This window comes from Aeromonas sp. s5 (assembly GCF_040907865.1).
GTDB lineage: Bacteria > Pseudomonadota > Gammaproteobacteria > Enterobacterales > Aeromonadaceae > Aeromonas > Aeromonas dhakensis.
On sequence record NZ_JBFOCO010000023.1, the window covers coordinates 406,566 to 427,412 of the forward strand.

The 20,847-nt window shown below is 59.2% G+C and carries 20 protein-coding genes and 1 pseudogene; 6 read left to right on the forward strand and 15 right to left on the reverse strand.

Annotated features, from left to right (window positions below):
• Window positions 1-3: 3 nt before the first annotated feature.
• A complete protein-coding gene (tauA, locus tag AB5Y94_RS14570; RefSeq protein WP_368205953.1) occupies window positions 4-978 on the reverse strand; it encodes a taurine ABC transporter substrate-binding protein in 975 nt (324 codons plus the stop codon).
• A gap of 368 nt (window positions 979-1,346) precedes the next feature.
• On the reverse strand, window positions 1,347-2,501 hold the full coding sequence (locus tag AB5Y94_RS14575; protein WP_368205955.1) for an ElyC/SanA/YdcF family protein: 1,155 nt from the start codon (window positions 2,499-2,501) through the stop codon (window positions 1,347-1,349).
• Between the two features lie 482 nt (window positions 2,502-2,983).
• Between AB5Y94_RS14575 and AB5Y94_RS14580 the strand changes: the two genes are divergently transcribed.
• Entirely contained in the window at window positions 2,984-4,195 is a 1,212-nt protein-coding gene (locus AB5Y94_RS14580) for a NupC/NupG family nucleoside CNT transporter (RefSeq protein WP_368205957.1), read from the forward strand.
• 182 nt (window positions 4,196-4,377) lie between these two features.
• The gene (locus AB5Y94_RS14585; protein WP_017765669.1) at window positions 4,378-4,821 is read left to right on the forward strand and encodes an inhibitor of vertebrate lysozyme family protein; all 444 of its coding nucleotides are present in this window, start codon (window positions 4,378-4,380) and stop codon (window positions 4,819-4,821) included.
• Between the two features lie 69 nt (window positions 4,822-4,890).
• On the opposite strand, the gene AB5Y94_RS14590 is transcribed toward AB5Y94_RS14585, so the two are convergent.
• Window positions 4,891-5,433 carry a beta/gamma crystallin-related protein gene (locus AB5Y94_RS14590; RefSeq protein ID WP_368205959.1) on the reverse strand — a complete coding sequence of 181 codons (543 nt, stop codon included), beginning with the start codon at window positions 5,431-5,433 and terminating at the stop codon, window positions 4,891-4,893.
• 197 nt (window positions 5,434-5,630) lie between these two features.
• The gene (locus AB5Y94_RS14595; RefSeq protein ID WP_005302916.1) at window positions 5,631-5,873 is read right to left on the reverse strand and encodes a DUF3297 family protein; all 243 of its coding nucleotides are present in this window, start codon (window positions 5,871-5,873) and stop codon (window positions 5,631-5,633) included.
• 141 nt (window positions 5,874-6,014) lie between these two features.
• On the opposite strand from AB5Y94_RS14595, the pseudogene AB5Y94_RS14600 reads away from it, so the two are divergent.
• Window positions 6,015-6,556 (forward strand): annotated as a pseudogene (locus AB5Y94_RS14600) (metal-dependent hydrolase).
• A gap of 218 nt (window positions 6,557-6,774) precedes the next feature.
• Here AB5Y94_RS14600 and AB5Y94_RS14605 read toward each other — a convergent pair.
• The 11 genes from AB5Y94_RS14605 to AB5Y94_RS14655 all read right to left on the reverse strand — a co-directional run bounded on the left by AB5Y94_RS14605 (window position 6,775) and on the right by AB5Y94_RS14655 (window position 17,755).
• Complete coding sequence (locus AB5Y94_RS14605) at window positions 6,775-7,260, reverse strand: hypothetical protein (protein ID WP_368205961.1); 486 nt, start codon at window positions 7,258-7,260, stop codon at window positions 6,775-6,777.
• An 80-nt stretch (window positions 7,261-7,340) separates the two neighbouring features.
• On the reverse strand, window positions 7,341-8,174 hold the full coding sequence (locus AB5Y94_RS14610) for a hypothetical protein (RefSeq protein ID WP_368205963.1): 834 nt from the start codon (window positions 8,172-8,174) through the stop codon (window positions 7,341-7,343).
• A gap of 131 nt (window positions 8,175-8,305) precedes the next feature.
• Complete coding sequence (locus AB5Y94_RS14615) at window positions 8,306-8,641, reverse strand: hypothetical protein (RefSeq protein WP_368205965.1); 336 nt, start codon at window positions 8,639-8,641, stop codon at window positions 8,306-8,308.
• 101 nt (window positions 8,642-8,742) lie between these two features.
• Window positions 8,743-9,360 (reverse strand): serine protease, encoded by a 618-nt coding sequence (locus AB5Y94_RS14620; protein ID WP_368205967.1) that lies wholly within the window; start codon window positions 9,358-9,360, stop codon window positions 8,743-8,745.
• Window positions 9,342-9,659 (reverse strand): hypothetical protein, encoded by a 318-nt coding sequence (locus AB5Y94_RS14625; protein WP_368205969.1) that lies wholly within the window; start codon window positions 9,657-9,659, stop codon window positions 9,342-9,344. The genes AB5Y94_RS14620 and AB5Y94_RS14625 overlap by 19 nt, the downstream gene beginning before the upstream one ends.
• 1,254 nt (window positions 9,660-10,913) lie before the next feature.
• Window positions 10,914-11,720: a tryptophan synthase subunit alpha gene (gene trpA, locus AB5Y94_RS14630; protein WP_043121624.1), complete on the reverse strand. Its 807-nt coding sequence runs from the start codon at window positions 11,718-11,720 to the stop codon at window positions 10,914-10,916.
• Entirely contained in the window at window positions 11,717-12,910 is a 1,194-nt protein-coding gene (gene trpB, locus AB5Y94_RS14635) for a tryptophan synthase subunit beta (RefSeq protein WP_368205971.1), read from the reverse strand. The genes trpA and trpB overlap by 4 nt, the downstream gene beginning before the upstream one ends.
• 47 nt (window positions 12,911-12,957) lie before the next feature.
• Window positions 12,958-14,466 (reverse strand): bifunctional indole-3-glycerol-phosphate synthase TrpC/phosphoribosylanthranilate isomerase TrpF, encoded by a 1,509-nt coding sequence (gene trpCF, locus AB5Y94_RS14640; RefSeq protein ID WP_368205973.1) that lies wholly within the window; start codon window positions 14,464-14,466, stop codon window positions 12,958-12,960.
• Window positions 14,466-15,494, reverse strand: coding sequence for an anthranilate phosphoribosyltransferase (trpD, locus tag AB5Y94_RS14645; protein WP_019445648.1), 1,029 nt, complete (start codon window positions 15,492-15,494; stop codon window positions 14,466-14,468). The genes trpCF and trpD overlap by 1 nt, the downstream gene beginning before the upstream one ends.
• A 15-nt stretch (window positions 15,495-15,509) precedes the next feature.
• Window positions 15,510-16,127: an aminodeoxychorismate/anthranilate synthase component II gene (locus AB5Y94_RS14650; RefSeq protein ID WP_005350219.1), complete on the reverse strand. Its 618-nt coding sequence runs from the start codon at window positions 16,125-16,127 to the stop codon at window positions 15,510-15,512.
• Window positions 16,124-17,755, reverse strand: a complete 1,632-nt coding sequence (locus tag AB5Y94_RS14655) for an anthranilate synthase component 1 (RefSeq protein ID WP_368205975.1) — start codon at window positions 17,753-17,755, stop codon at window positions 16,124-16,126. The genes AB5Y94_RS14650 and AB5Y94_RS14655 overlap by 4 nt, the downstream gene beginning before the upstream one ends.
• A gap of 437 nt (window positions 17,756-18,192) precedes the next feature.
• On the opposite strand from AB5Y94_RS14655, the gene AB5Y94_RS14660 reads away from it, so the two are divergent.
• The 3 genes from AB5Y94_RS14660 to AB5Y94_RS14670 all read left to right on the forward strand — a co-directional run bounded on the left by AB5Y94_RS14660 (window position 18,193) and on the right by AB5Y94_RS14670 (window position 20,828).
• A complete protein-coding gene (locus AB5Y94_RS14660) occupies window positions 18,193-19,074 on the forward strand; it encodes a PHP domain-containing protein (protein ID WP_065016971.1) in 882 nt (293 codons plus the stop codon).
• A gap of 238 nt (window positions 19,075-19,312) precedes the next feature.
• Window positions 19,313-19,933, forward strand: coding sequence for an L-threonylcarbamoyladenylate synthase (locus tag AB5Y94_RS14665; protein WP_005302891.1), 621 nt, complete (start codon window positions 19,313-19,315; stop codon window positions 19,931-19,933).
• The gene (locus AB5Y94_RS14670) at window positions 19,881-20,828 is read left to right on the forward strand and encodes a ScpA family protein (RefSeq protein WP_319906487.1); all 948 of its coding nucleotides are present in this window, start codon (window positions 19,881-19,883) and stop codon (window positions 20,826-20,828) included. The genes AB5Y94_RS14665 and AB5Y94_RS14670 overlap by 53 nt, the downstream gene beginning before the upstream one ends.
• Window positions 20,829-20,847 lie beyond the last annotated feature (19 nt).

Genomic DNA, 20,847 nt, shown 5'->3' on the forward strand with positions numbered 1-20,847 from the left:
GGGTCAGCGGGCGTGAGCCTTGACGAAGCGGTCGGTCACGTAGTCGCGATAATCGTGACCAGCGCTTCGTACCTTGCCCTGCTCCTTGAGAAAACGGCTGGTGTCCACCAGGGTCTGGTTCACCAGCTCCTTAAGCTCGGCGCCCTGCTGGCTGGCGCTCAGGTAGCTGTTGCCCCTGACCAGCGCGGGCACGTCCGCCTCGGGTACGCCGCTCAAGGTTGACAGCTTGGCGAGGTTGTCCGGCTTGGCGAGCCAGCCGTCGAGGTTGGCCAGGTAGTCGCGCTGGGCCGCAAGGGTGCTGTCGACGAAGGCCTGCACCAGTTCGGGATGGGCCTTGGCGAACGCCTTGCGCACTACCCAGACATCCAGGGTGGGGGCGCCCCACTCGCCCACCTGGGCCGAGTCGGTCAGTACCTTGCCGCCCTTGGTCAGCTCGTTGAGGGCCGGCGCCCAGACATAGGCGCCATCGATGTCACCCCGCTGCCAGGCGGCGATGATGGCCGGTGGCTGCAAGTTGACGATCTGCAGGCTGGCCGGATCCACTCCCCAGTGCCGCAGCGCGGCCAGCAGGCTGTAGTGGGTGGTGGAGGTAAAGGGGACGGCGATGCGCTTGCCGGCCAGGGCTGCGGGGGAGGTGAGCCCGGGCTTGACCACCAGCGCTTCCGAGTTGCCGAGCTTGGAGGCGAGCAGAAACACCTCGATGGGCACCTGCTGGTTGACGGCCACCGCCAGCGGGCTGGAGCCTATGTTGCCGATCTGCACGTCGCCGGAGGCGAGCGCCCGCACCACGCTGGCGCCGCTGTCGAACTTGAGCCACTTCACCGTGGCGCCGCTGGTGCGGGCAAAGGTGTCGTCGGCCTGGGCCACCTTGGCCGGTTCGGCCGAGGTCTGGTAGGCCACAGTGACGTCCACGGCCCTGGCTTGCAGGCTGAGCAGGGCGAGCGCCGCCAGCCAGAGGGAATGTCCTTTTCCTGTCATGATATTGCTCCATCGGGGGAATGAAGGGGCAGTTTTCCCATTTATCGGGGCGCTGAGGAAAGACCGAAAATATATGGCTGATGAGATATGGTTCTTAGAAAAAGAACGGCAACCCAATCCGTTTATTCATATATCTCAATATGGCAAGTCGATATTTGAAGGTTGGCAATAGGTGCCGAAAAAACGGCTTTAAATATCGGCAAACCTATACGGATATGGCAATGCTTGCCCATTTATTGAATATCGAACCGGCTTGTTGGGCAGATAAAATAAAACCCGCCGGTTGGGCGGGTTGGTATGGTGCAGGGGATGCCGCTGAGGCAAGACGCGCGTTGGCAACGGGCCGGGTGAGCACGGCCCGCCCGGACTCAACGCTCCAGCAGGGGGGCGGAGCGGTAGCTCCAGAGCCCATAGGTGCGCAGGGCATCGCGGTAGATGCCGAGCAGCTCGCTGTCGCTCACCTTGGCAAGCTCGGAGAGTGGCTTGTCGGGATAGCTGACGCTGTCTATCCGGATCCCGGCCGGCCCGCTCTGCCAGCAGGCGATCTCAAGCAATGCTTGGCCCCGGCGCACATGGCTGGCGGAGCTCACCAGGGTGGCGTATTCGATCTGGTGGCGGGCGAGGGCATAGCCGCTGTAGAGGGCGTTCTCCACCGTGCTGGTGGCGTAGTTCTCCTCGATGATGCGGGAGCGGTCGATCCCCTTTTTCACCAGCCAGTCCGCCATCAGCTTGCCCTCGGTCTGACGGTGCTGGGGCACGCCGCCGGTCAGAATGATGAGGGTCGCCGGGTTGGCCTTGGCCAGCGCCCGGGTGGTTTCCAGCCGGCCCAGCAGGATGTCGTGCATGGAGCCGTCGGGATTGAGAGCATAACCCAGGGTGACGATGGCCCGGTTGCCCGGCTTGGGTGAGCGCTCACCCTGCTCCTTGAGCGGGGTGGCGATGACGCGCTCGACCGTGTCGAAGATGCGCTGCAGATCGGCGGCCCGGCCGGGATTGAGGGTCGCCAGCTTGCTCTGATACCCCTTGGCGGCGGTCTCGTTGTGCTTGAAGGTCTGCCAGGTGGCGAGGTAGGTCAGCAGGTCGATGTCATCGGGCGCCGTGCTGAGGGCCTGCTCGAACAGGCCGATGGCCTTGTCCACGTTGCCGTTGTAGATCTGGGCGTTGGCCGCCGAGATGAGCAGGTCGGTGCGATAGGGCTCGAGCTGGTAGGCCTGCAGCAGCAGCTCGGTGACCTGCTCCATGTTGCTCGGCATCTTGGCGGTGAAGCCGGCGGTGGAGATGCGGGCGGGGGATTTGAAGATCTGCCAGGCGTCCGCCAGCAGCTGATCCACCACCTGGCGCTTGCTGATGTACTGGTCGTAATTCTGCTCCTTTTGCAGGGAGCGTACCGGGGTAGCCCAGGCTTCGGAAGGGAGCACGGCAGGCAATGTCAGCAGGCCGGCCAGCGTCAGGGCAATCGCGGTTCTTTTCATCATGATGGCGTTCCACCGAAGGTTGATGGCTCCAGGCCATTCCAGGACCATGGGGCTTTTTCAATAAAAACATAAACTTGGTGATTGGTCAGTGTACCGCGTCGTGGCGTGAAAAAACGTGAACCGCTTCGGTTATCCGGGGAAGGGGGTGGTGTTTGCCCTATTCGGGGGGAGCGAGGTGTGGTTTTCCTGTGAAGTGGCTCAGTTGTGGCGCAATCCTGCCGCGTTTTCGGCGAAAGGGGCCATGACTGTGAAAAAGTTGACGGTGCCAATCGTTTTACCGCTTTTTCTGTGACGGCGATCACTGTACCATCGCCGCCCGACCTGCCACCTGGCGCGCGGCTCCCTGCGTTCTGGTTGGCGTCACCCGATACTCGCCGTCACCCGGAACGTGAATGACCCCAGGATGGGACCCGCCACTAACCTGTAGGTTTGTGGTCTGCGTGTCGCGGGGTCGGCACCTTTCCCGCCCGCTCCCTGCGATGCCTGTCTGCAGACTTGCCGTATGAAACTTCTCTCTTCATAGGTGCAAGATGACGCTGTTATTGAGTCTGGTCGGTATGCTGGCCCTGATGTTTATCGCCTGGCTGGCCAGTGAAAACCGCCGTGCCATCCGCTGGCGGACCGTGCTGGGGGCGCTCGCCCTGCAAACCGGCTTTGCCGCCCTGGTGCTCTACTTCCCCCCCGGTCAAATCATGCTCGGCGCCATGAGCAACGGCGTCTCCGCCCTGCTCGGCTTTGCCGACAGCGGCATCCGCTTCGTGTTTGGCGATCTGGCCAGCAACGGCTTCATCTTCGCCGTGCGGGTGCTGCCGCTGGTGATCTTCATCAGCGCGCTGATCGCGGTGCTCTATCACTTCGGCATCATGCAGTGGGTGATCCGGGTGCTGGGGGGGGGTATTCACCGCCTGCTCGGCACCAGCCGCGCCGAATCCCTGGTGGCCACCGGCAACATCTTCCTCTCCCAGGGTGAATCGCCGCTGCTGATCCGCCCCTTCCTGGCGGGCATGACCCGCTCCGAGCTGTTTGCGGTGATGACCTGTGGCATGGCCTCAGTGGCTGGCTCTGTGCTCGGTGGCTACGCAGGGCTGGGTGTGGATCTGAAATACCTGATCGCCGCCTCCTTTATGGCGGCGCCGGGGGGCCTCTTGATGGCCAAGCTGCTGGTGCCTGAGCAGCAGCAGGTGAACGATCAGGCCGAGATCACCCTCGACAAGAGCGAGTACAGCAACGCCATCGACGCCTTGGCGGGTGGCGCCATGAGCGGCATGAAGATCGCGGTGGCCATCGGTACTATCCTGCTGGCCTTTGTCAGCGTGATCACCATGATCAACGCCGGTCTCACCACGGTGGGCGAGTGGTTCGGCTGGGCTGATCTCTCCCTGCAGCAGCTGCTGGGTTACCTGTTTGCCCCGGTGGCCTGGCTTATCGGCGTGCCGGCCAGCGAGATGATGGCGGCAGGGTCACTCATCGGCCAGAAGGTGATCATGAACGAGTTCGTCGCCTACCTGGACTTTGCCAACATCAAGCAGGATCTGAGCGCCCACACCCAGATCATCATCACCTTCGCCCTCTGTGGTTTTGCCAACCTGGGCTCCATTGCGGTGCAGCTCGGCTCCATCGGCACCATGGCGCCGGAGCGCCGCCACGACGTGGCGAGCCTCGGTTTCAAGGCGGTGCTGGCCGCGACCCTGGCCAACCTGATGAGCGCCACCCTGGCGGGGCTGTTCGCTTCCCTCGGCTAAGCGACCCTTGCCTCCATGCACACCCCGTCTCGCCACTGGCGCGGCGGGGTGTCGTTCATCTGGCGCCAGCCACTGACGCCTCGGCACGGCGTGGGCTCGACAGGGGCGGGCGCAGGCGGTAGCGTGATGACGCGCGGCCAGTCCGCGCCCGTTCAGGCATTCATATAACAAGGAATCACACCATGACCCGTCTCTCTCGCGCATTGGCGCTCTCCCTGCTGCTGGTCGGCGCCGCGCCGGCGTTTGCCGCCGCCACCTATACCTCTGATCTGCTGCTGTCGGCGGACTTCAAGGCCACCTGGGCCAAGGCGACCCAGGGCATCAAGAACCTGCCCAAGTGGGTGCGCAGCGGCAACGGCACCAGCTCCCCGCTTGAAGCCGTGGCCGGTACACCGTATCAGAGCGGCTCGGTCTGCAAACCTCATGACTGCGCCAGCCACTACATGCAGTTGCTGGTGGATGCCAAGGCCAAACGGGTATGGGGCGTGCTGATCGACCTGCCAGATAGCGACGCCGCCCGCGAAACCCCGTCGAAGTTTGCCCGCTACACCTGGCTCGGCCAGCCTGACAAGGGGATGCAGGCTGCCCTGATGAAGCAGGTTGAGGCCGACCCCAACTGGCAGTAAGCCTCGAAAAGCAAAAACCTCTGCCTGGGCAGAGGTTTTTTTATGGCGAAGAGGTGATGGGGCAAGGCGCTAGCGGCTCAGGATCCGCACCGAGCGGATGCGATTGTTGAAGTCGGTCGCCTCCTGCTCGCCGCCCTTGCGGGTGTAGTAGCCGCCGCGAAAATCGGTCTCCTCGTAAAAGCGCACCACCCAGCCAGCCGGCACGGTGAAGGAGGAGATGCGATTGGCAAAGCCGTAGCGGCCGAGATCCGCAATATCCCGGTCGATGCGCAGGGACTCGCCGCTCTGGTGGGCACCGTCGAACACCAGCAGGGTGCTGGCGTCGTCGCTCTCATCGAGAGTGGTGGTGATGCAGCTCGCCTTGGCCGCCTCGCAAAACAGGCTGTTGTTGCCTTGGCCCTGCTGGCAGCGGCGGCTTACCTTCTGGCGCGCCAGCCACTCGCTGCGCCCCGCATCGGCATAGACGCTGTTGAAGGGGGTCAGGGTACAGATGTGGATACGCCCGTCACCCTGGCTCTGGCCGTTCACCACGATCTGGGGATTGATAAGGATATCGGCGCGGGCCGCTGTGCTCAGGGTCAACAGCGCCAGCAGGACAAACAGCTTGTTCATGGATGAGATTTTGCCAGTTCAAGGGGCGGCAAGGATTGCCGAGACGCTGCCCCGACGCAAGAGGGGGCGGCGCCCGCTGCGACACGCCTTGCCCGCCATCGATGCAAAGATGCAGGGCCCAAAGCAGAACACCGGCACAAGGCCGGTGTTCTGAACAGCATGGCGGCGGGCCCGGCGGGGCGCGCGGTCAGGGCGGCTTAGGCGTAGAAGGCCTCGACGGTGCCCTTGACAGTGATCAGCATGGGGTTGCCATAGCGATCCTTGGCTTTGGGGGAGGGGATCTTCACCCAACCTTCGCTGATGCAGTACTCCTCGACATTGGTGCGCTCCTTGCCGTTCACGCGAATGCCGATTTCGTGCTGGAAGCACTCCGCCACATGGTGCGGGCTGCGCGGGTTGGCCGCCAGGCGGTCGGGCAGGGCCGGTTTGTTGTCGCTCATTTTATTTACCTGAGTGTGATAAAAAGTGGGTCATTGTAGGCAATGCCCGTCATGGGCTCAAGGCTGGTGGCACGCAACTTCACCTTCACTTCACCGAGCGGGGATAAGGTAGGCTCACGTTTTCAGTTGGAGCTTTACCCTATGCCCACCATCGTCACTCACGCCGCCGTCCCTCTCTGCTTTGGACTGGGGCTTGGCAGCCGGCTCATCCCGCCGCGCCTGCTGCTGGCGGGGGTTGCCATCGCCATGCTGCCCGATGCAGATGTGCTCGCCTTCAAACTGGGGGTTGCCTACGGCCATGTCTTTGGTCACCGCGGCTTTACCCACTCACTGCTGTTCGCCTTTGTCCTGCCTACCTGGCCATGCTGTTTCACCGCCAATTTCGGGCCAGCGCTGCTACCGTCTGGTCGTTTCTGCTGGTTTCTCTGCTCTCCCACAGCCTGCTCGATTCCCTCACCACCGGCGGCAAAGGGGTGGGCTGGCTCTGGCCGTGGCGTGACGAGCGTTTCTTTGCCCCCTGGCAGGTGATCCGGGTCGCCCCCTTCAAGCTGGAGGCCTATTTCACCGCCCGAGGTGAAGCGGTGATCCTCTCCGAGCTCTACTGGGTATGGCTGCCGGGGATGGTATTGATGCTGATATTTATGGGGGGGCGGATGTGGGGAAGGGGTCCTAAGGGATGCTGAGATTGGCTGCCAAGTGATGAAGATAGTCATAAGGGACACCCATATTTTTGAATGTTGGCTATGCCATGTCTGGCTCAGCAAGGTGGGTGTCCTGATTTTTTAGTAGCCGTCTGCTCATCTTTTTCTCTAACGTTTGGTTAAGGAGCGGGCTTTAGCCCGTCCCAGTGAGTGAAGCGAACGGTTTGAACCAGTTGTTAGACATTTGTGCTCGTTGCGCGCTATTTCCTGCTAAAGAGGAATCCAGCAACTGCACCAACAACTGCGCCAATGGCACCGATAGTAAGTTTTTCATACAGACTATTATTCGATTGATTCAGTTTTTCTTGGGTTTCGTTGTTGCTTTTATTCATATTTGAAATATTGTCTGAAACCTTGGAAAGTGTTTCTTCGGAGTTTGTTTTTTCAATGATTTTTTCCTGTGCGTTTAATGCATTCTTTGCTGTAGCTTTGTGCGCTTCAAGAACGGAGTTCTGACTTTTGGCGGTAGTTTCTGCTACCGATTTTGTTAGGTCAACGAGATGGGGCGCTAGCGTTGTTATTGCTACTAATTGAGCCTGCGTGATGGCTCCATCTTGATGAAGTTTTATAATTTTTTCTTTATGTTCTAAATATCGAGGATGCTGTTCGTCTTTTAGTTCTACTTCTGGTATTTCATTATTTTTCAATACTTCGGTAGTGGCGTTGTTTTTATTTTCTGTGGTCATGTCGAACTCCTAAGATATTTTATGAGAGGAATGTATAACGCTGCATCCAGCGGCTTATCTGCTGCAATGCTTTGTTAGATTCAACCTCTGCCATACAGCACAACATTCATAAGCTCTTTTAATATAATGGGTGCTTCATGTTGCACCCAATGAAGAAAAAGGCCTGACACCATAGCTCCACCGAACAAGATGAATAGAGTAAGGAATATAATATTTTTCCATGGAGTACAGTATTTTGCAGTATTTTTGATAATCCATGAGTCAGGGTTTCCAGAAGAAATGCTATTGCCTGCAACTATGATATACAGCAGTGACATTGTTATTTGCCAAAATGTGAAAATAAGTGTGCATACTCCAAACAAGTGAACAGAAAACCAAAGAAAGTCATCTGTTATAAAATATCGATTCAGGCCAGACCAGCCAGCTTGGTTGATAATTTGCTCAACGTATTGAAAATTGTCTGGAGCATAGAGAGGATTAAAAGCGAGACCTATAGCAATAAAGTACATGATCATGAAGGCTACGACATATAGCAGATAAATAGACCAAGTAATCCCTTTAAATCTACCGATTACCATTGACCGTAGAACGGCCCCGACCCAAATGGAGAGTAAAAAAACCTCTCCATACAATAGCGAAGTTAAAATGGTTGTCCGGAAAAAACCATATAAAGTAAGCCCGGCAAAAACAAAAAATCCACCAAGAAACATGAACACCTTTGTTTCCTGTGGTGTATTCTTTCTTATTTCATAAGAGTAGTGATTTATCGTATTAATACTGACAGTTTTGGTAATGCTTGTCCCAACTTCTACATTTCTGAACTCGCTACTAAATAATTTTGATAGCACCAATCCTAAAGCAGCTCCAAAAATTGATGTGGCTATCGAAATATAAATATCTACTTGCTTGCTCATTACAATTTCTAGCAATTTAATCTCCAATTCTTAGGTTATTTTGGAATCTAACGCCGTCAATACGGGCCGAGCAAAGAGAGGTCCAGCCCGCGTTTTTGCGGGTGCTGTGCTTGGATTTTTTAGCACTATCATTACCAGTTAAATTCAGTTGTATTACCACTGGACTTATCTGTGATTTTGAATGATCTATCGGTCAATTCATCAACCTCAAAGTATTTTGAGTTCGTGCGACCATAAAGTCCCATATCCCTAAAACCTTTGTAACCGCACTCTTCCCAATACATGCTTATATCAACAGAATCGTGCTTTATTGTTAGCTGACATTTAATTATGTCGTCTGATATCTTTGTATTGCCACCAACTACAGCCGAAACGGTGAAGTCACCTAGGTAGCTACCAGCATTGCGATTACCATTTAGGGTCTTAACTAGCTCGCACAAATAGTGCGTCCCATCTTGAGTATTCATCATACCTTCCTGATAAAATTTCCGTGATTTATAAGTGATAACACCTAAATTAGGTGCGCCGTAGGCGTCACCTACATTTACTTGTTAGTATTTTGACTAGGTTACTCTTGAGGAATGAGATACTTCATTTCCTCATCGGACAGGGTTAATGTTATATTTCTATCGGTATCTGCTTTAAATTTACCACGAACCCGCACAAGACCTAAATCTATACCTTCTAGTATTCCTGACTCACTATTCTCCCAGACTTCTTGAGGAAGTCCTTCAATAGAAATTCGTAGAGCATCCCAGATCAGAGTGACATAAGATGGCCCTCCATCAAAGGATGAAGATACAATGCCAACTAAATGACCTGCTTCATTGAAAACAGGGCCTCCACTCATCCCACCTAATGTTTCCATATCTACTTCAACACATGGAGAAGGCATTCTTTCTCCTCTGCCATGTGGAAAGCAATCTGTCACTAGACCAGATGAGATCAACGGAGATACCAAGGTACTATCTGATTCAAAATCACCATTACGAAACCCCACAGCCCATAATCTGGCTCCAGGCAATGGCAGGCAAAGTTCCATCGGGACAAGAGAAAGAGGGTGCTCTAAATGTGCTTCAGAATTCAAGTCACATGAAACGATCGAAAGATCTGAGACAATCTTTTTCTTCGCATCCCATGGATTGTACCTACTCGGCCCGGAACAAGTTACTGTAGAGGTAGGCAACCATGCACGAGCTTTTTTTCAGGTAGAAAAGAGAGCAATACTGGTCCTGAGCCTGTTCTAGGAAATTCTTCAAAAACATGGGTTGCAGTTAGAACTAGACCGGGTCCTACCATTATTCCACTGCCAATGCTTCTCAGTTTTCCATCAATATATCCTGATATTGAGACTATAGCGTCACTTGCTTGATGTAGATTATCAAGTGAACCCAAACCGTCGTCAGGAGTAAACTCGGGGCGACCAAATTTTAATTTAATATCTTGAAGCTCAATATTTTTTTCTGTGATTAATACGCTATGCACTAGTACCTCATGATATTTACTTCGATGCTAAGTGGGGTGAGACTAACAGTGATTAGATAGAAGACAGCACTAATCCGATAGCAGAGCCTTCCAGACAACTCCGCTCTGCCCTGATAGCCGCTATGAAAAAATCAAATTAAATCAAAGTATTACCAGTCTACCTCTGATACTTGAATGTATTCGCTTGACCTCCTTTTTTAATGCTTCCATTGCCCCTTTATAAAGAAACAGTTCAGGAGCCAGCTACGGCAAATCCCAACAAGGCTACCGCCCCTGAGTTACAGCCCCCAGTTCGCTGTTTTTCACCCGCGAGATAGCAACCATCGCTGTCATGACGTTCTCCCTAGAGACGGAGTGTCGATTGCTATCATAAGGGGCCGGATTGAGACATGGGAAGAGGTGGTTGATAAAAATCTGAGCTGGTTCAAGCAATTAGTGAGTAATTGCTGTTTGAAGTCGGCTGTTTTTTGGCAAAAAGGTGGAAATAACCCTCACCCCAGCCCTCTCCCAAGGAGAGAGGGGGCATATCTGCTGTTAGACGGGGCTATGGGCTGGTACGGTGTTGATCCCCCTCTTATTCGCTGAGGCGAGCCCTCTTGCCAGGCCGCGAGGCAGGATGCCGAGCGAGCGGCGCTGGGCCATGGACGGCCCATCGGCGCGTGCCGTTGGACAAGAAGGTGAGCCGAAGGTACCCGACGTTAGTCGGGCGAATAAGCGGGGGAGAAGACGTTTGGTGACTTTGGGTCTTTCCAAAGTCACTCGCCTCAGCCCGAAGGGCGGGCGAAACCCCGTCGAGGGCAGAGCCCTCGCGTTCCATGCGGCGAAGCCGCATCAAGGGGCCAACCGCTGGCTCGGGAATCCGGCGAGAGTCTGTCGTCGTGGAACGGACTATTTCCTGCGGTGCAATGCACTGTGCTTATTACACCCTACGATGTTCCACTGCGTGGCGAAGCCGCGCCACCATATCAACTCCGCGAACGTCCGAATACGCTGCGCTATTCGAACCTACTATTCGATAACGCCGGGGGATTATGGGTTCCCTCACCCTGGCCCTCTCCCAAGGGGAGAGGGGACAAAGACGTCGGGAGCGGCAGCAAGCAGGAAAGAGAAAGGGAGCAGGTCAGGCTCCCTTTGATGCGTTGATAGGGTGATGTAACGATGGCCGCTATGCCGCTATGCCGCTATGCCGCTATGCGTAAGGCGAATACGCAACCGGATCACTCACGGCCAATAGCATTTGGCCAAAGTCATCCTTTATCGATTGGTCGCGGCCTTCATCCCTTCTACAAACTCCTTCAGGCGAGTGAGCATATGTTCCGGGTTCTGGTGGTGGGTCTCGATGATCTTCACCACGGCGGAGCCGGAGATGGCACCGGCGGCGCCAGCGGCGATGGCCTCACGCACCTGAGCCGGCTCGCTGATGCCAAAGCCGAGCAGGGCGGGAGGGGCGTTGAACTCGCGCAGGGTATTGATCAGCCCTTCCACCGGCATGCCGGCCTTGGTCTCGGCACCGGTCACACCGGCGCGGCTCACCAGATAGGTGTAACCATTGCCAAGCTCCGCCACCTGTTGCAGGGTCTCGGCGTCGCCATTGGGCGGGGCGATAAAGATGCTGTCGATACCGAACTTGTCGGCGGCCGCCTTGTAGGGGGCGCACATCTGCACCGGCACGTCGGCGACCAGCACCGAGTCCACGCCAGCCTGCTGGCACTTCTCGTAGAAGCCGTCAATTTTGCGTACATAAACCAGGTTGGCGTAGACCAGCAGGCCAATGGGCAGCTGCGGGTACTTGGCGCGGATGCGGCCAAGCAGCTCGAAGCAGTCGTCCGGGGTGGTGTGGCTGGCAAACGCCCGCAGGGCGGCGCCCTGGATGGTGGGGCCGTCCGCCACCGGATCGGAGAAGGGAATGCCGAGTTCGAGGGCATCGGCGCCCCCTGCGACCAGCGCATCGACGATGGCCAAGGAGAGTTCGGGGGTGGGGTCACCCAGCATCACGAACGGCACAAAGGCGCCCTGATTGGCTTCGTCCAGACGGGAGAAGAGTTGTGCGTAGCGGTTCATGACAAGGTTCCTTCTTTCTCGAAAATGTCGGCCACGGTGAAGATATCTTTGTCGCCACGGCCTGAGAGGTTGACGATGAGCACCTGCTCTTTTTCCGGTTCACTGCGGGCCATCTTGAGGGCGTGGGCCAGCGCGTGGGAGGACTCCAGCGCCGGTATGATCCCTTCTGATTTGGCCAGCTCCTGGAAGGCGTCCAGCGCCTCCTTGTCGGTCACCGAGGGGTACTCGGCGCGGCCGATGGCGGCCAGATGGGCGTGCTGCGGGCCGACGGAGGGGAAATCCAGCCCCGCCGAGACAGAGTAGGACTCCTGGATCTGGCCCTGGGTGTCCTGCATCAGATAGGAGTGCATGCCAAAGAAGACCCCCTTGCTGCCGTGACCGAGCGGCGCACCGTGCTCGCCACTTTCGATACCGTGACCACCTGGCTCGACGCCGATCAGGCGCACCGACGGCTCATCGATAAAGTCGGCAAACATGCCGATGGCGTTCGAGCCGCCGCCGACGCAGGCGATCACCGCGTCGGGCAGTCGCTCTTCCTTCTCGAAGCACTGGGCCTTGGCCTCTTCGCCGATCATCTTCTGGAACTCCCGCACGATAGTAGGGAAGGGGTGCGGGCCGGCGGCGGTCCCGAGCAGGTAGTGGGCCGACTCGTAGTTGGCGGCCCAGTCGCGCAGCGCCTCGTTGCAGGCATCTTTCAGGGTGGACGAGCCTGAGTGCACCGGAATGACGGTGGCACCCATCAGCTTCATGCGAAAGACGTTGGGCTTCTGGCGCTCGCAGTCCTTGGCACCCATATAGACCCGGCACTTGAGGCCGAGCAGGGCGCAGGCCAGCGCAGTGGCCACGCCATGCTGACCGGCACCGGTCTCGGCGATGATCTCGCTCTTGCCCATCCGCTTGGCCAGCAGCGCCTGACCCAGCACCTGGTTGGTCTTGTGGGCGCCGCCGTGCAGCAGATCTTCACGCTTCAGATAGAGGCGGGTCTTGGTGCCCTTGGTCAGATTGCGGGTCAGGGTGAGCGGAGTCGGGCGACCGGCATACTCGGTCAGCAGGGTCTGAAACTCGGCGACAAAGGCCGGGTCATCCTTGGCATCGACAAAGGCTTTCTCCAGCTGGAGCAGGGCCGGGATAAGGATTTGGGGTACATACATGCCGCCAAATTCACCAAAAAACGGGTTGAGCAGGGTCATGGCTTCTTCCTTGTATTAGCTAAATCGAAACATCAAAAAGGGTTGCGTTACAGGTTGCGCAGTGCGCCGAAGGCGGCTGCAATCTTGTGCGCATCCTTCTGGCCCGGGGCACTCTCCACCCCGGAGTTGAAATCAAGGCCGAGGCAGCCCACTTGCGCCGCCTGCAGGGCGTTGTCGGGATTTAGCCCCCCCGCCAGCATCAGCTTGGCTTTATCGAGATGGGCCAGCAGGGCCCAGTCGAACGCCTGACCGGTACCGCCGCTCTGGCTGCCTACTTTGGTATCCAGCAGCAGGCGATCGGCCGGATAGTCGAGGGCGGGCAACGGCTCGCCGCTTTCTTTGTCGAGAGAGACGCCTACGGCTTTCCAGATCTGGCAGCCAGCCGGCAGCAGTGCGCGCAGACCCTCGATATAGGCGGCATCTTCATCCCCGTGCAGCTGCACCGCGGCGAGGCCAAGCGCCTCCACCGTCTTGGCGATGGTGGCGGGCTGGGCATTGCGAAATACCCCGACGTAGGAGAGCGGCGCGCCCGCCATCACGGCGCGGGCGGCGGGGATGTCCACATAGCGCGGGCTTTTGGAAACAAAGATCAGACCCCCGAATACCGCGCCCGCCTGATGGGCGGCGGCGGCATCGTCGGCGCGGGTGAGGCCGCACACCTTGTTCTGGCCCAGAGTGAGCTTGCGCACCGCAGCCTCCAGATCCGGCTCGGCCATCAGGGATGAGCCCACCAGGAAGCCCTTGGCGTGGTGGCGCAGATCCGCCACCTGGGCGCGGTGATTGATGCCGGACTCGCTGATCACCACCCGATCGCCCGGAATATCTTTAGCCAGCTGTTTGGTGCGGGCGAGATCGACGCTCAAATCCCGCAGATCCCGGTTGTTGATACCAATCACCGGCGCCCCCAGCGCGATGGCGCGGGTCAGCTCTTCTTCGTTGCTCACCTCGGTCAGCACGCCAAGACCCAGCTCTTTGGCCACCGCGAACAGGGCGCGATAGCCCTCGTCGGTGAGCACCGAGAGCATCAGCAGGATGGCGTCCGCCTGATAGTGGCGGGCCAGATAGACCTGATAGGGGTCAATCATGAAATCCTTGCAGAGCACCGGCTGGCTGACGCGGCTACGTACCCGCGGCAAAAAGGCGAAATCCCCCTGAAAGAACTTCTCGTCGGTCAGCACCGAGATGGCGGTGGCGTATTTGCCATAGATGTCGGCGATCGCCTCCGGGCTGAAATCGTCGCGGATCAAACCCTTGGAGGGAGAGGCCTTCTTGCACTCCAGAATAAAGCGGGTAGAGCCCGCCTTGAGCGCCCCGACGAAATCCCGATCGCTTGGGGTCAGCGTGCTCTGGAAGCTCGCCAGCGGCTGGGCCAGTTTGCGGGCGGCAATCCACTCCTGCTTGGCCGCCACGATCTTGCCGAGGATGGTCTGGCTGATGGAGGCCATGTTCAGAAATGCATGGGGGGCAATAAGGTCTGACATCTCGTTATCCTTGCGAAACTGGCTATTGCCCTGCGGGCGTTCTGAATGACTGTTATGCAATGTGGTGGCTGACATCATGCCTCCTGATGGCCCGCTTCCTGATGGCTCAAAGTGGCCAGCCGAGCGGCGAGATCCGCTGCCTTGCCGCTTGCCAGCACCGCCAGCACCTCGGCCGCCGCGCTCTTGAGATCGGTCGCCTTGCCCGCCATCAGCAGCAGCGGTGCCACATTGGCGGCAATGGCGGCGTTGTGGGCCGGGGTGCCACGCCCTTCCAGGATGGCGGCAGTGATGGCGCGGTTCTCTTCAGGCTCCCCCCCCTGAATTGCGCTGACCGGGTAGGTCTCGAGGCCAAAGTCAGCCGGGGTGAGCAGAAACTCGCGGATCTCGCCGTCACGGATCTGGGCCACCTGGGTCGGGCCGTGGATGGCAATTTCATCCAGCCCGGCGCCGTGCACCACCATACCGGTTTTCAGCCCCAGTGCCAGTAGGGTTTCGGCGATGGGGCGCACCAGCTCGGGGGCATAGACCCCCATCAGCTGATAGGTGGGGCGAGCGGGGTTGATAAGCGGCCCCAGCACGTTGAACAGGGTGCGGGTCTTGAGGGCCTGACGCACCGGCATGGCGTGGCGCACCCCGGCGTGATACTGGGGGGCGAACAAAAAGCAGATGCCGAGCTCGTCCAGACAGCGGCGCGCCTGGGCCGGGCTCATGTCGAGCTTGATGCCCATCTTGTCGAGCAGATCGCTCGAACCCGACTTGCTCGAGACCGAGCGGTTGCCGTGCTTGGCCACTTTCAGACCGCAGGCGGCGGCGACCAGCGCCGAGGTGGTGGAGACGTTGATGGTGTTGAGGCCATCGCCACCGGTGCCGACGATATCGCAGAACTCATAGTCCGGGCGCGGGAAGTCGCGCGCTTCCGCCAAGAGGGCCTCGGCGGCGCCGGCGATCTCCTCTGGGGTCTCCCCCTTGATCTTGAGGGCGGTCAAGAGACTGGCGAGCACGATGGGATCCACTTCGCCACGTACCACCTGGCCGAAGGCGTCGCGGGTACTTTCACGGCTCAGAGACTGACCCTGATAGAGGGTGTTGAGATGATGATGCATGTTGGTCTCCTTACCTTACCGGACGCTGCTTTCTGGACGGGTGATATGGGCGAGCGCCTGAGTCAGCAGACGGGCCCCTTCTGAAGTCATGATGGATTCCGGGTGGAACTGGAAGCCCAGCACCCGCTCGTCCTGCTGCTCGATGGCCATGGGCATGCCCTGATAGTGGGCAATCACCGTCAGCTCTTCCGGTACATAGGTGGCGACCAGCGAGTGGTAGCGGGCCACCGGCAAGGGGCTTTGCAGCCCCGCGAAGGCGCCGTGGCCGTTGTGCTCAATCAGGGAGCGCTTGCCGTGGACGATCTCGCCCGCCGCGCCGACGGTGCCGCCGTAGGCTTCGCACAGGGCCTGATGACCGAGACAGATGCCGAGGATGGGCACCTGACCGCGGGCCAGCTTGATGAGATCAATCAGGCAACCCGCCTCGTGGGGGGCGCCCGGCCCCGGCGAGAGCACCAGCACGGCGTCCCCTTCACAGGCGGCGATTTCGCTCATGATGCGGCTGGCCGGCAGGCTGTTGCGGTAGATCCGCACCGGATAACCGAGGGAGCGGAATTGGTCGACGAGGTTGTAGGTAAACGAGTCGAAGTTATCGAGCAGGAAGATGTTAGTGGCTGTTGATCCGGTACTCATTGGCTCACATCCTTATGTTGCTCCTGCTGGGCGCTCAGGGCTTGCAGGGAGGTGCCATGGCTGGCAGCGATGGCGGCCAGCACGGCGGCCGCCTTGGCGCGGGTTTCGTCCGCTTCGGCTTGCGGCTTGGAGTCATAGACCACCCCGGCACCGGCCTGCACATGGGCCACGCCCTCTTTGACAAAGGCGGAGCGGATGACGATGCAGGTATCCATCTCGCCGGCGCCGTTGATGTAGCCGACCGCGCCGCCGTAGCTGCCGCGGCGCTTGCCTTCCACCATGCGAATAAGCTCGCTGGCGCGGATCTTGGGTGCGCCGGTGAGGGTGCCCATGTTCATGCAGGCCTGATAGGCGTGCAGGGCGTCAAGGTCGGCGCGCAGGGTGCCGACCACCTTGGAAACCAGGTGCATCACGTGGCTGTAGCGATCCACTTTCAGCAGCTCCTTGACGTAGCGGGTGCCGGGCTCCGAGATGCGGGCGATGTCGTTGCGGCCCAGATCCACCAGCATCAGGTGTTCGGCCACCTCTTTCTCGTCCTGGCGCAGCTCCAGCTCGATACGGCCGTCGAGATCCCGGTTGATGCTGCCATCGGGGTTGAAGCCGCGGCGGCGGGTACCGGCGATGGGGTACATCTCCACGTCGCGGCTGGTAGCGCAGAATTTCACCGCGCTCTCCGGCGAGGCGCCAAACAGGGTGAAGCCCTCGTCCTGCACATAGAACATGTAGGGGCTGGGGTTGGTCTGCTTGAGGCGGCGATAGGCGGCGACGGGGCTGGGGCAGGGCAGGGAGAAACAGCGTGACGGCACCACCTGGAAGATGTCACCGCGGCGGATAAAGCCCTTGAGCTTCTCCACCTCGGCGCAGAACTGCTTGTCGCTCTTGTCCACGCTCATGCCGCCGACGAGGGGCGGGGTGGCCGGTGCCTGCGCGGGGGCTTGCTGGCAGGCGTGCTTGAACTGGGCGAGGCGCTCGCTCAGGCGGTGGTATCTGTCTTCCACCCGGCTCTCGTCGCTGTCGCCGCCGAAGATGCAGGCGAGCAGCGCAGTGGAGCGCGCGATATGGTCGATGGTGATCAGGGTCTCGGCCACGTAGAAGCAGTAGTCGGGGCAGTCGTTGCTCCCCTCCGGTACCTCGGGCAGATCTTCAAAGGAGGCGATGAGGTCGTAGGCGAAGCTGCCGGCCATAAAGAGCGCCTCTTTGCCGAGCTGGCAATCGAGCTCCCGCTGCAGGGTGCGCAGCACGTCCAGCACGCTGATCCCCTTGAGGCGGCTGTCTTCGTCCTGCTCCCGATCGGAGGCCGGGAAGTCGAGCTGCAGCTCGCCGGCCACCATGCTCTGGGCAACGGCGGCGGGCAGGCGCTCGGCCAGCAGGCTCTGCAGCTGGGCGCCGTTGTCGTTCAGGCTGCGCACCCGCACGGTGCGGCCACGGCACTCGATGCGCAGGCAGGCGTCCACCAGCAGCAGGCTCTGTTTGCCGGCCTTGGAGTCGATCTCCACCGATTCAAGCAGCAGGTTGTTGGGGCGACCCTGGCAGAGCTCGCTGTAGAGTGCCAGCGGATCGGCCACATAGGGGGCGTTGAGGGTGAGGGTATCGAATTCACCCAGAGGAAGGCGATGGCTGGCTGTCATAGTGCGTTCCCTTGCGTGTGATGCTGTTTACCGATGTTCATGACGTTGAATTCCTTGAAAATTTAATGGGTCTGGGGTGGCTGGTTCAGGGGCGCCATCGCCAGGTCAGCTTGCTTGTCTGAATTCTCGGTTTCATCACAGGTCCATTTGCCGGATAATAAAAAAGCCCGCTGGGGTCAGCGGGCTTTTTCTTTGGGTTCTTTATTTGCTGTCAGATTTACAGGTACAGCAACGACCACACGCCCGCATGTCAGGGAGTGTGCCACCACCAGATGGTCAGGATGGAAGTCGTTTGCATGATAAAGTCCTGTAAAAAGATGTTTGCAATGAAGTGCCTACAGAAAACGATAAAGCCGCGGCCAAGTCAAGTCGCTTTTTAGCCTTCTTTCACCGAATGTGTACCCATGGTGACCTGACCACGAGAGCGGAATAATCTGATGAGATTCGATCTACACTGCCATACCACGGCCTCGGATGGGGTGCTGAGCCCCGCCGAACTGGTGCGCCGCGCCGCCGAAAAACAGGTCGAAGTGTTAGCAGTTACTGACCACGACACCCTTGCCGGGCTTGATGAGGTGCGCCGCACCATAGAGAACGAGCAACTGCCGCTGCGGCTGGTGAGCGGGGTCGAGATCTCCACCGGCTGGGAGCATCACGAGATCCATATCGTGGCGCTGGGGGTGGATGAAAAAAATGTGGCGCTCACCGATTTTTTGGTCGGCCAACAGGCTCGCCGCGAAGCACGCGCCCAGGAAATAGGGCGTCGTCTGGAGAAGTGTCTCATTCCCGGCACCTATGAAGAGGCCAAGCAGCTTGCTGGCGACGCAGCCGTGACCCGGGCCCACTTTGCCCGGGTGCTGGTGGCGCGCGGGGTGGCCGACAACATGCAGAAGGTATTCAAAAAGTACCTGAGCCGGGGCAACAAGGGCTATGTGCCGGCAGAGTGGCCCGAGATGGGCGAGGCGATCAGCGCCATTCACGGCGCCGGTGGCCTGGCTGTGCTGGCCCACCCGAGCCGCTACGATCTCACCGCCAAGTGGATCAAGCGGCTGCTGGTGGCCTTCAAGGCGGCCGGTGGCGATGCCATGGAGGTCTCGCTGCCCCAGCAGAGCCCCCAGGAGAGGGCGAATCTTGGCCAGTGGGCCAAAGAGCACGACCTCTATATCTCGGTGGGATCGGATTTTCACTTCCCCTCCAACTGGACCGAGCTGGGGCGCCACCTCTGGTTGCCCAAGGAGGGGATGCCGATATGGTTGGCGTATCCCGGCCACTTTGGGCTTACCACCGAGCAACACGCAGAGTTGCTGGCGAGCCGGTAACAGCATTTGCGAAATAGGGAACACACCGGACAAGAGGGTATGGCCATATTTATGGCTGGCGTATCCCGGTTACTTCGGGCTTACCACTGAGCAACACGCAGAGTTGCTGGCGAGTCGGTAACCGCCCCGGAGTTGCAGTGCGCCAACGGGCGCCAAACAGAGTAAGGTAGTGTCGTGAAGCCCGGCTTCGCGGCCATCAAGCGGGCAGAGATTGCTGCCCCCATTGCGAGAACGAGTCATGAGTCAGCACTTTTACGTACACCCGGAAAACCCCCAGGCCCGTCTGATCAGCCAGGCGGTGCAGATCATCCAGAATGGCGGCGTCATCGTCTATCCCACCGATTCGGGTTATGCGCTGGGTTGCCAGATGGGTGACAAGGGCGCGCTGGAGCGCATCTGCCGCATCCGCCGCATCGATCCCAACCACGACTTCACCCTGGTGTGCCGCGATCTCTCCGAGATCTCCACCTATGCCAAGGTGGACAACAGTGCGTTTCGCCTGATCAAGAACAACACCCCCGGCCCCTACACCTTCATCTTCAAGGCCACCAAGGAGGTGCCGCGCCGCCTGATGAACGAGAAGAAGAAGAGCATCGGCATCCGGGTACCGGACAACAAGATTGCCCAGGCGCTGCTGGAGGCCCTCGGTGAGCCGCTGCTCTCCACCACCCTGATCCTGCCGGAATCTGACATGGCGGAGTTTGACCCGGAGGAGATCTTCGACAAGCTGGGCAAACAGCTGGATCTGGTGGTCAACGGCGGTTATCTGGGCGAGCAGCCCACCACAGTGGTGGACTTCTCCGACGATGAACCCGTGCTGCGTCGGCGCGGTGCCGGGGATCCGACCCCGTTTGAGTGATACGGTTGAACCGGTCGCCATGACGGCCGCCCAGCCGCCCGCCCAGCCGCCCGCCGGGGCTGGCGAGGGGGCGCCGTCGGCGCTCTCTCCCATTGCCCGGGTGCTGGGGCAGCCCTATCACGAGCTGCCCCAGGACTTGTTCATCCCGCCCGATGCGCTGGAGGTGTTTCTCGATACCTTCGAGGGGCCGCTCGATCTCTTGCTCTACCTCATCCGGCGCCAGCAGCTCGACATCCTCAACCTGCCGATCCTGCAGATCACCGCCCAGTACATGGAGTACGTGGAGCTGATGCAGGGGCTCAATCTGGAGCTGGCAGCCGAGTACCTGCTGATGGCGGCTTGGTTGGCGGAGATCAAATCCCGCATGCTGCTGCCCAAGGCGCCGGAGCTGGAGGACGAAGAGGAGGGGGAAGACCCCCGCGTCACCCTCATCCGCCGGCTGCAGGAGTACGAGCGCTACAAGGTGGGGGCTGAGCGGGTCAACGAGTTGCCGCGGCTGGAGCGGGAGATCTTTGTCGCCAGCGCCATGGCGCCGGATTTTGGCGATCTCAAACCACTGGCGCCCGATGTTTCGCTGGTTGAGCTCGCCCTTTACATGCAAAGTGTGGTAAAACGCGCGACTCATTTTGAACATCACCAGATCCGCCGCGAGCAGATCCCGACCCGGGTGCGCATGGCGGAGATCCTCGCCATGCTCTCGCTAGGCCAGACCCTGCGCCTGGAGCAGGTGCTGCGCGCCGAAGAGGGGCGCATGGGGGTACTGGTGACGTTTCTGGCGCTGCTGGAGCTGTGCAAGGAACAACTGATCTGGATCCTGCAGGCGGAACCCCTGGGGCCCATTCACTTTGCCCTGGCCAGCCAGCATGAGGAGAGCGAGCGTGGCGCTGCCCACTGAACGGCTGCGGCCGATAATG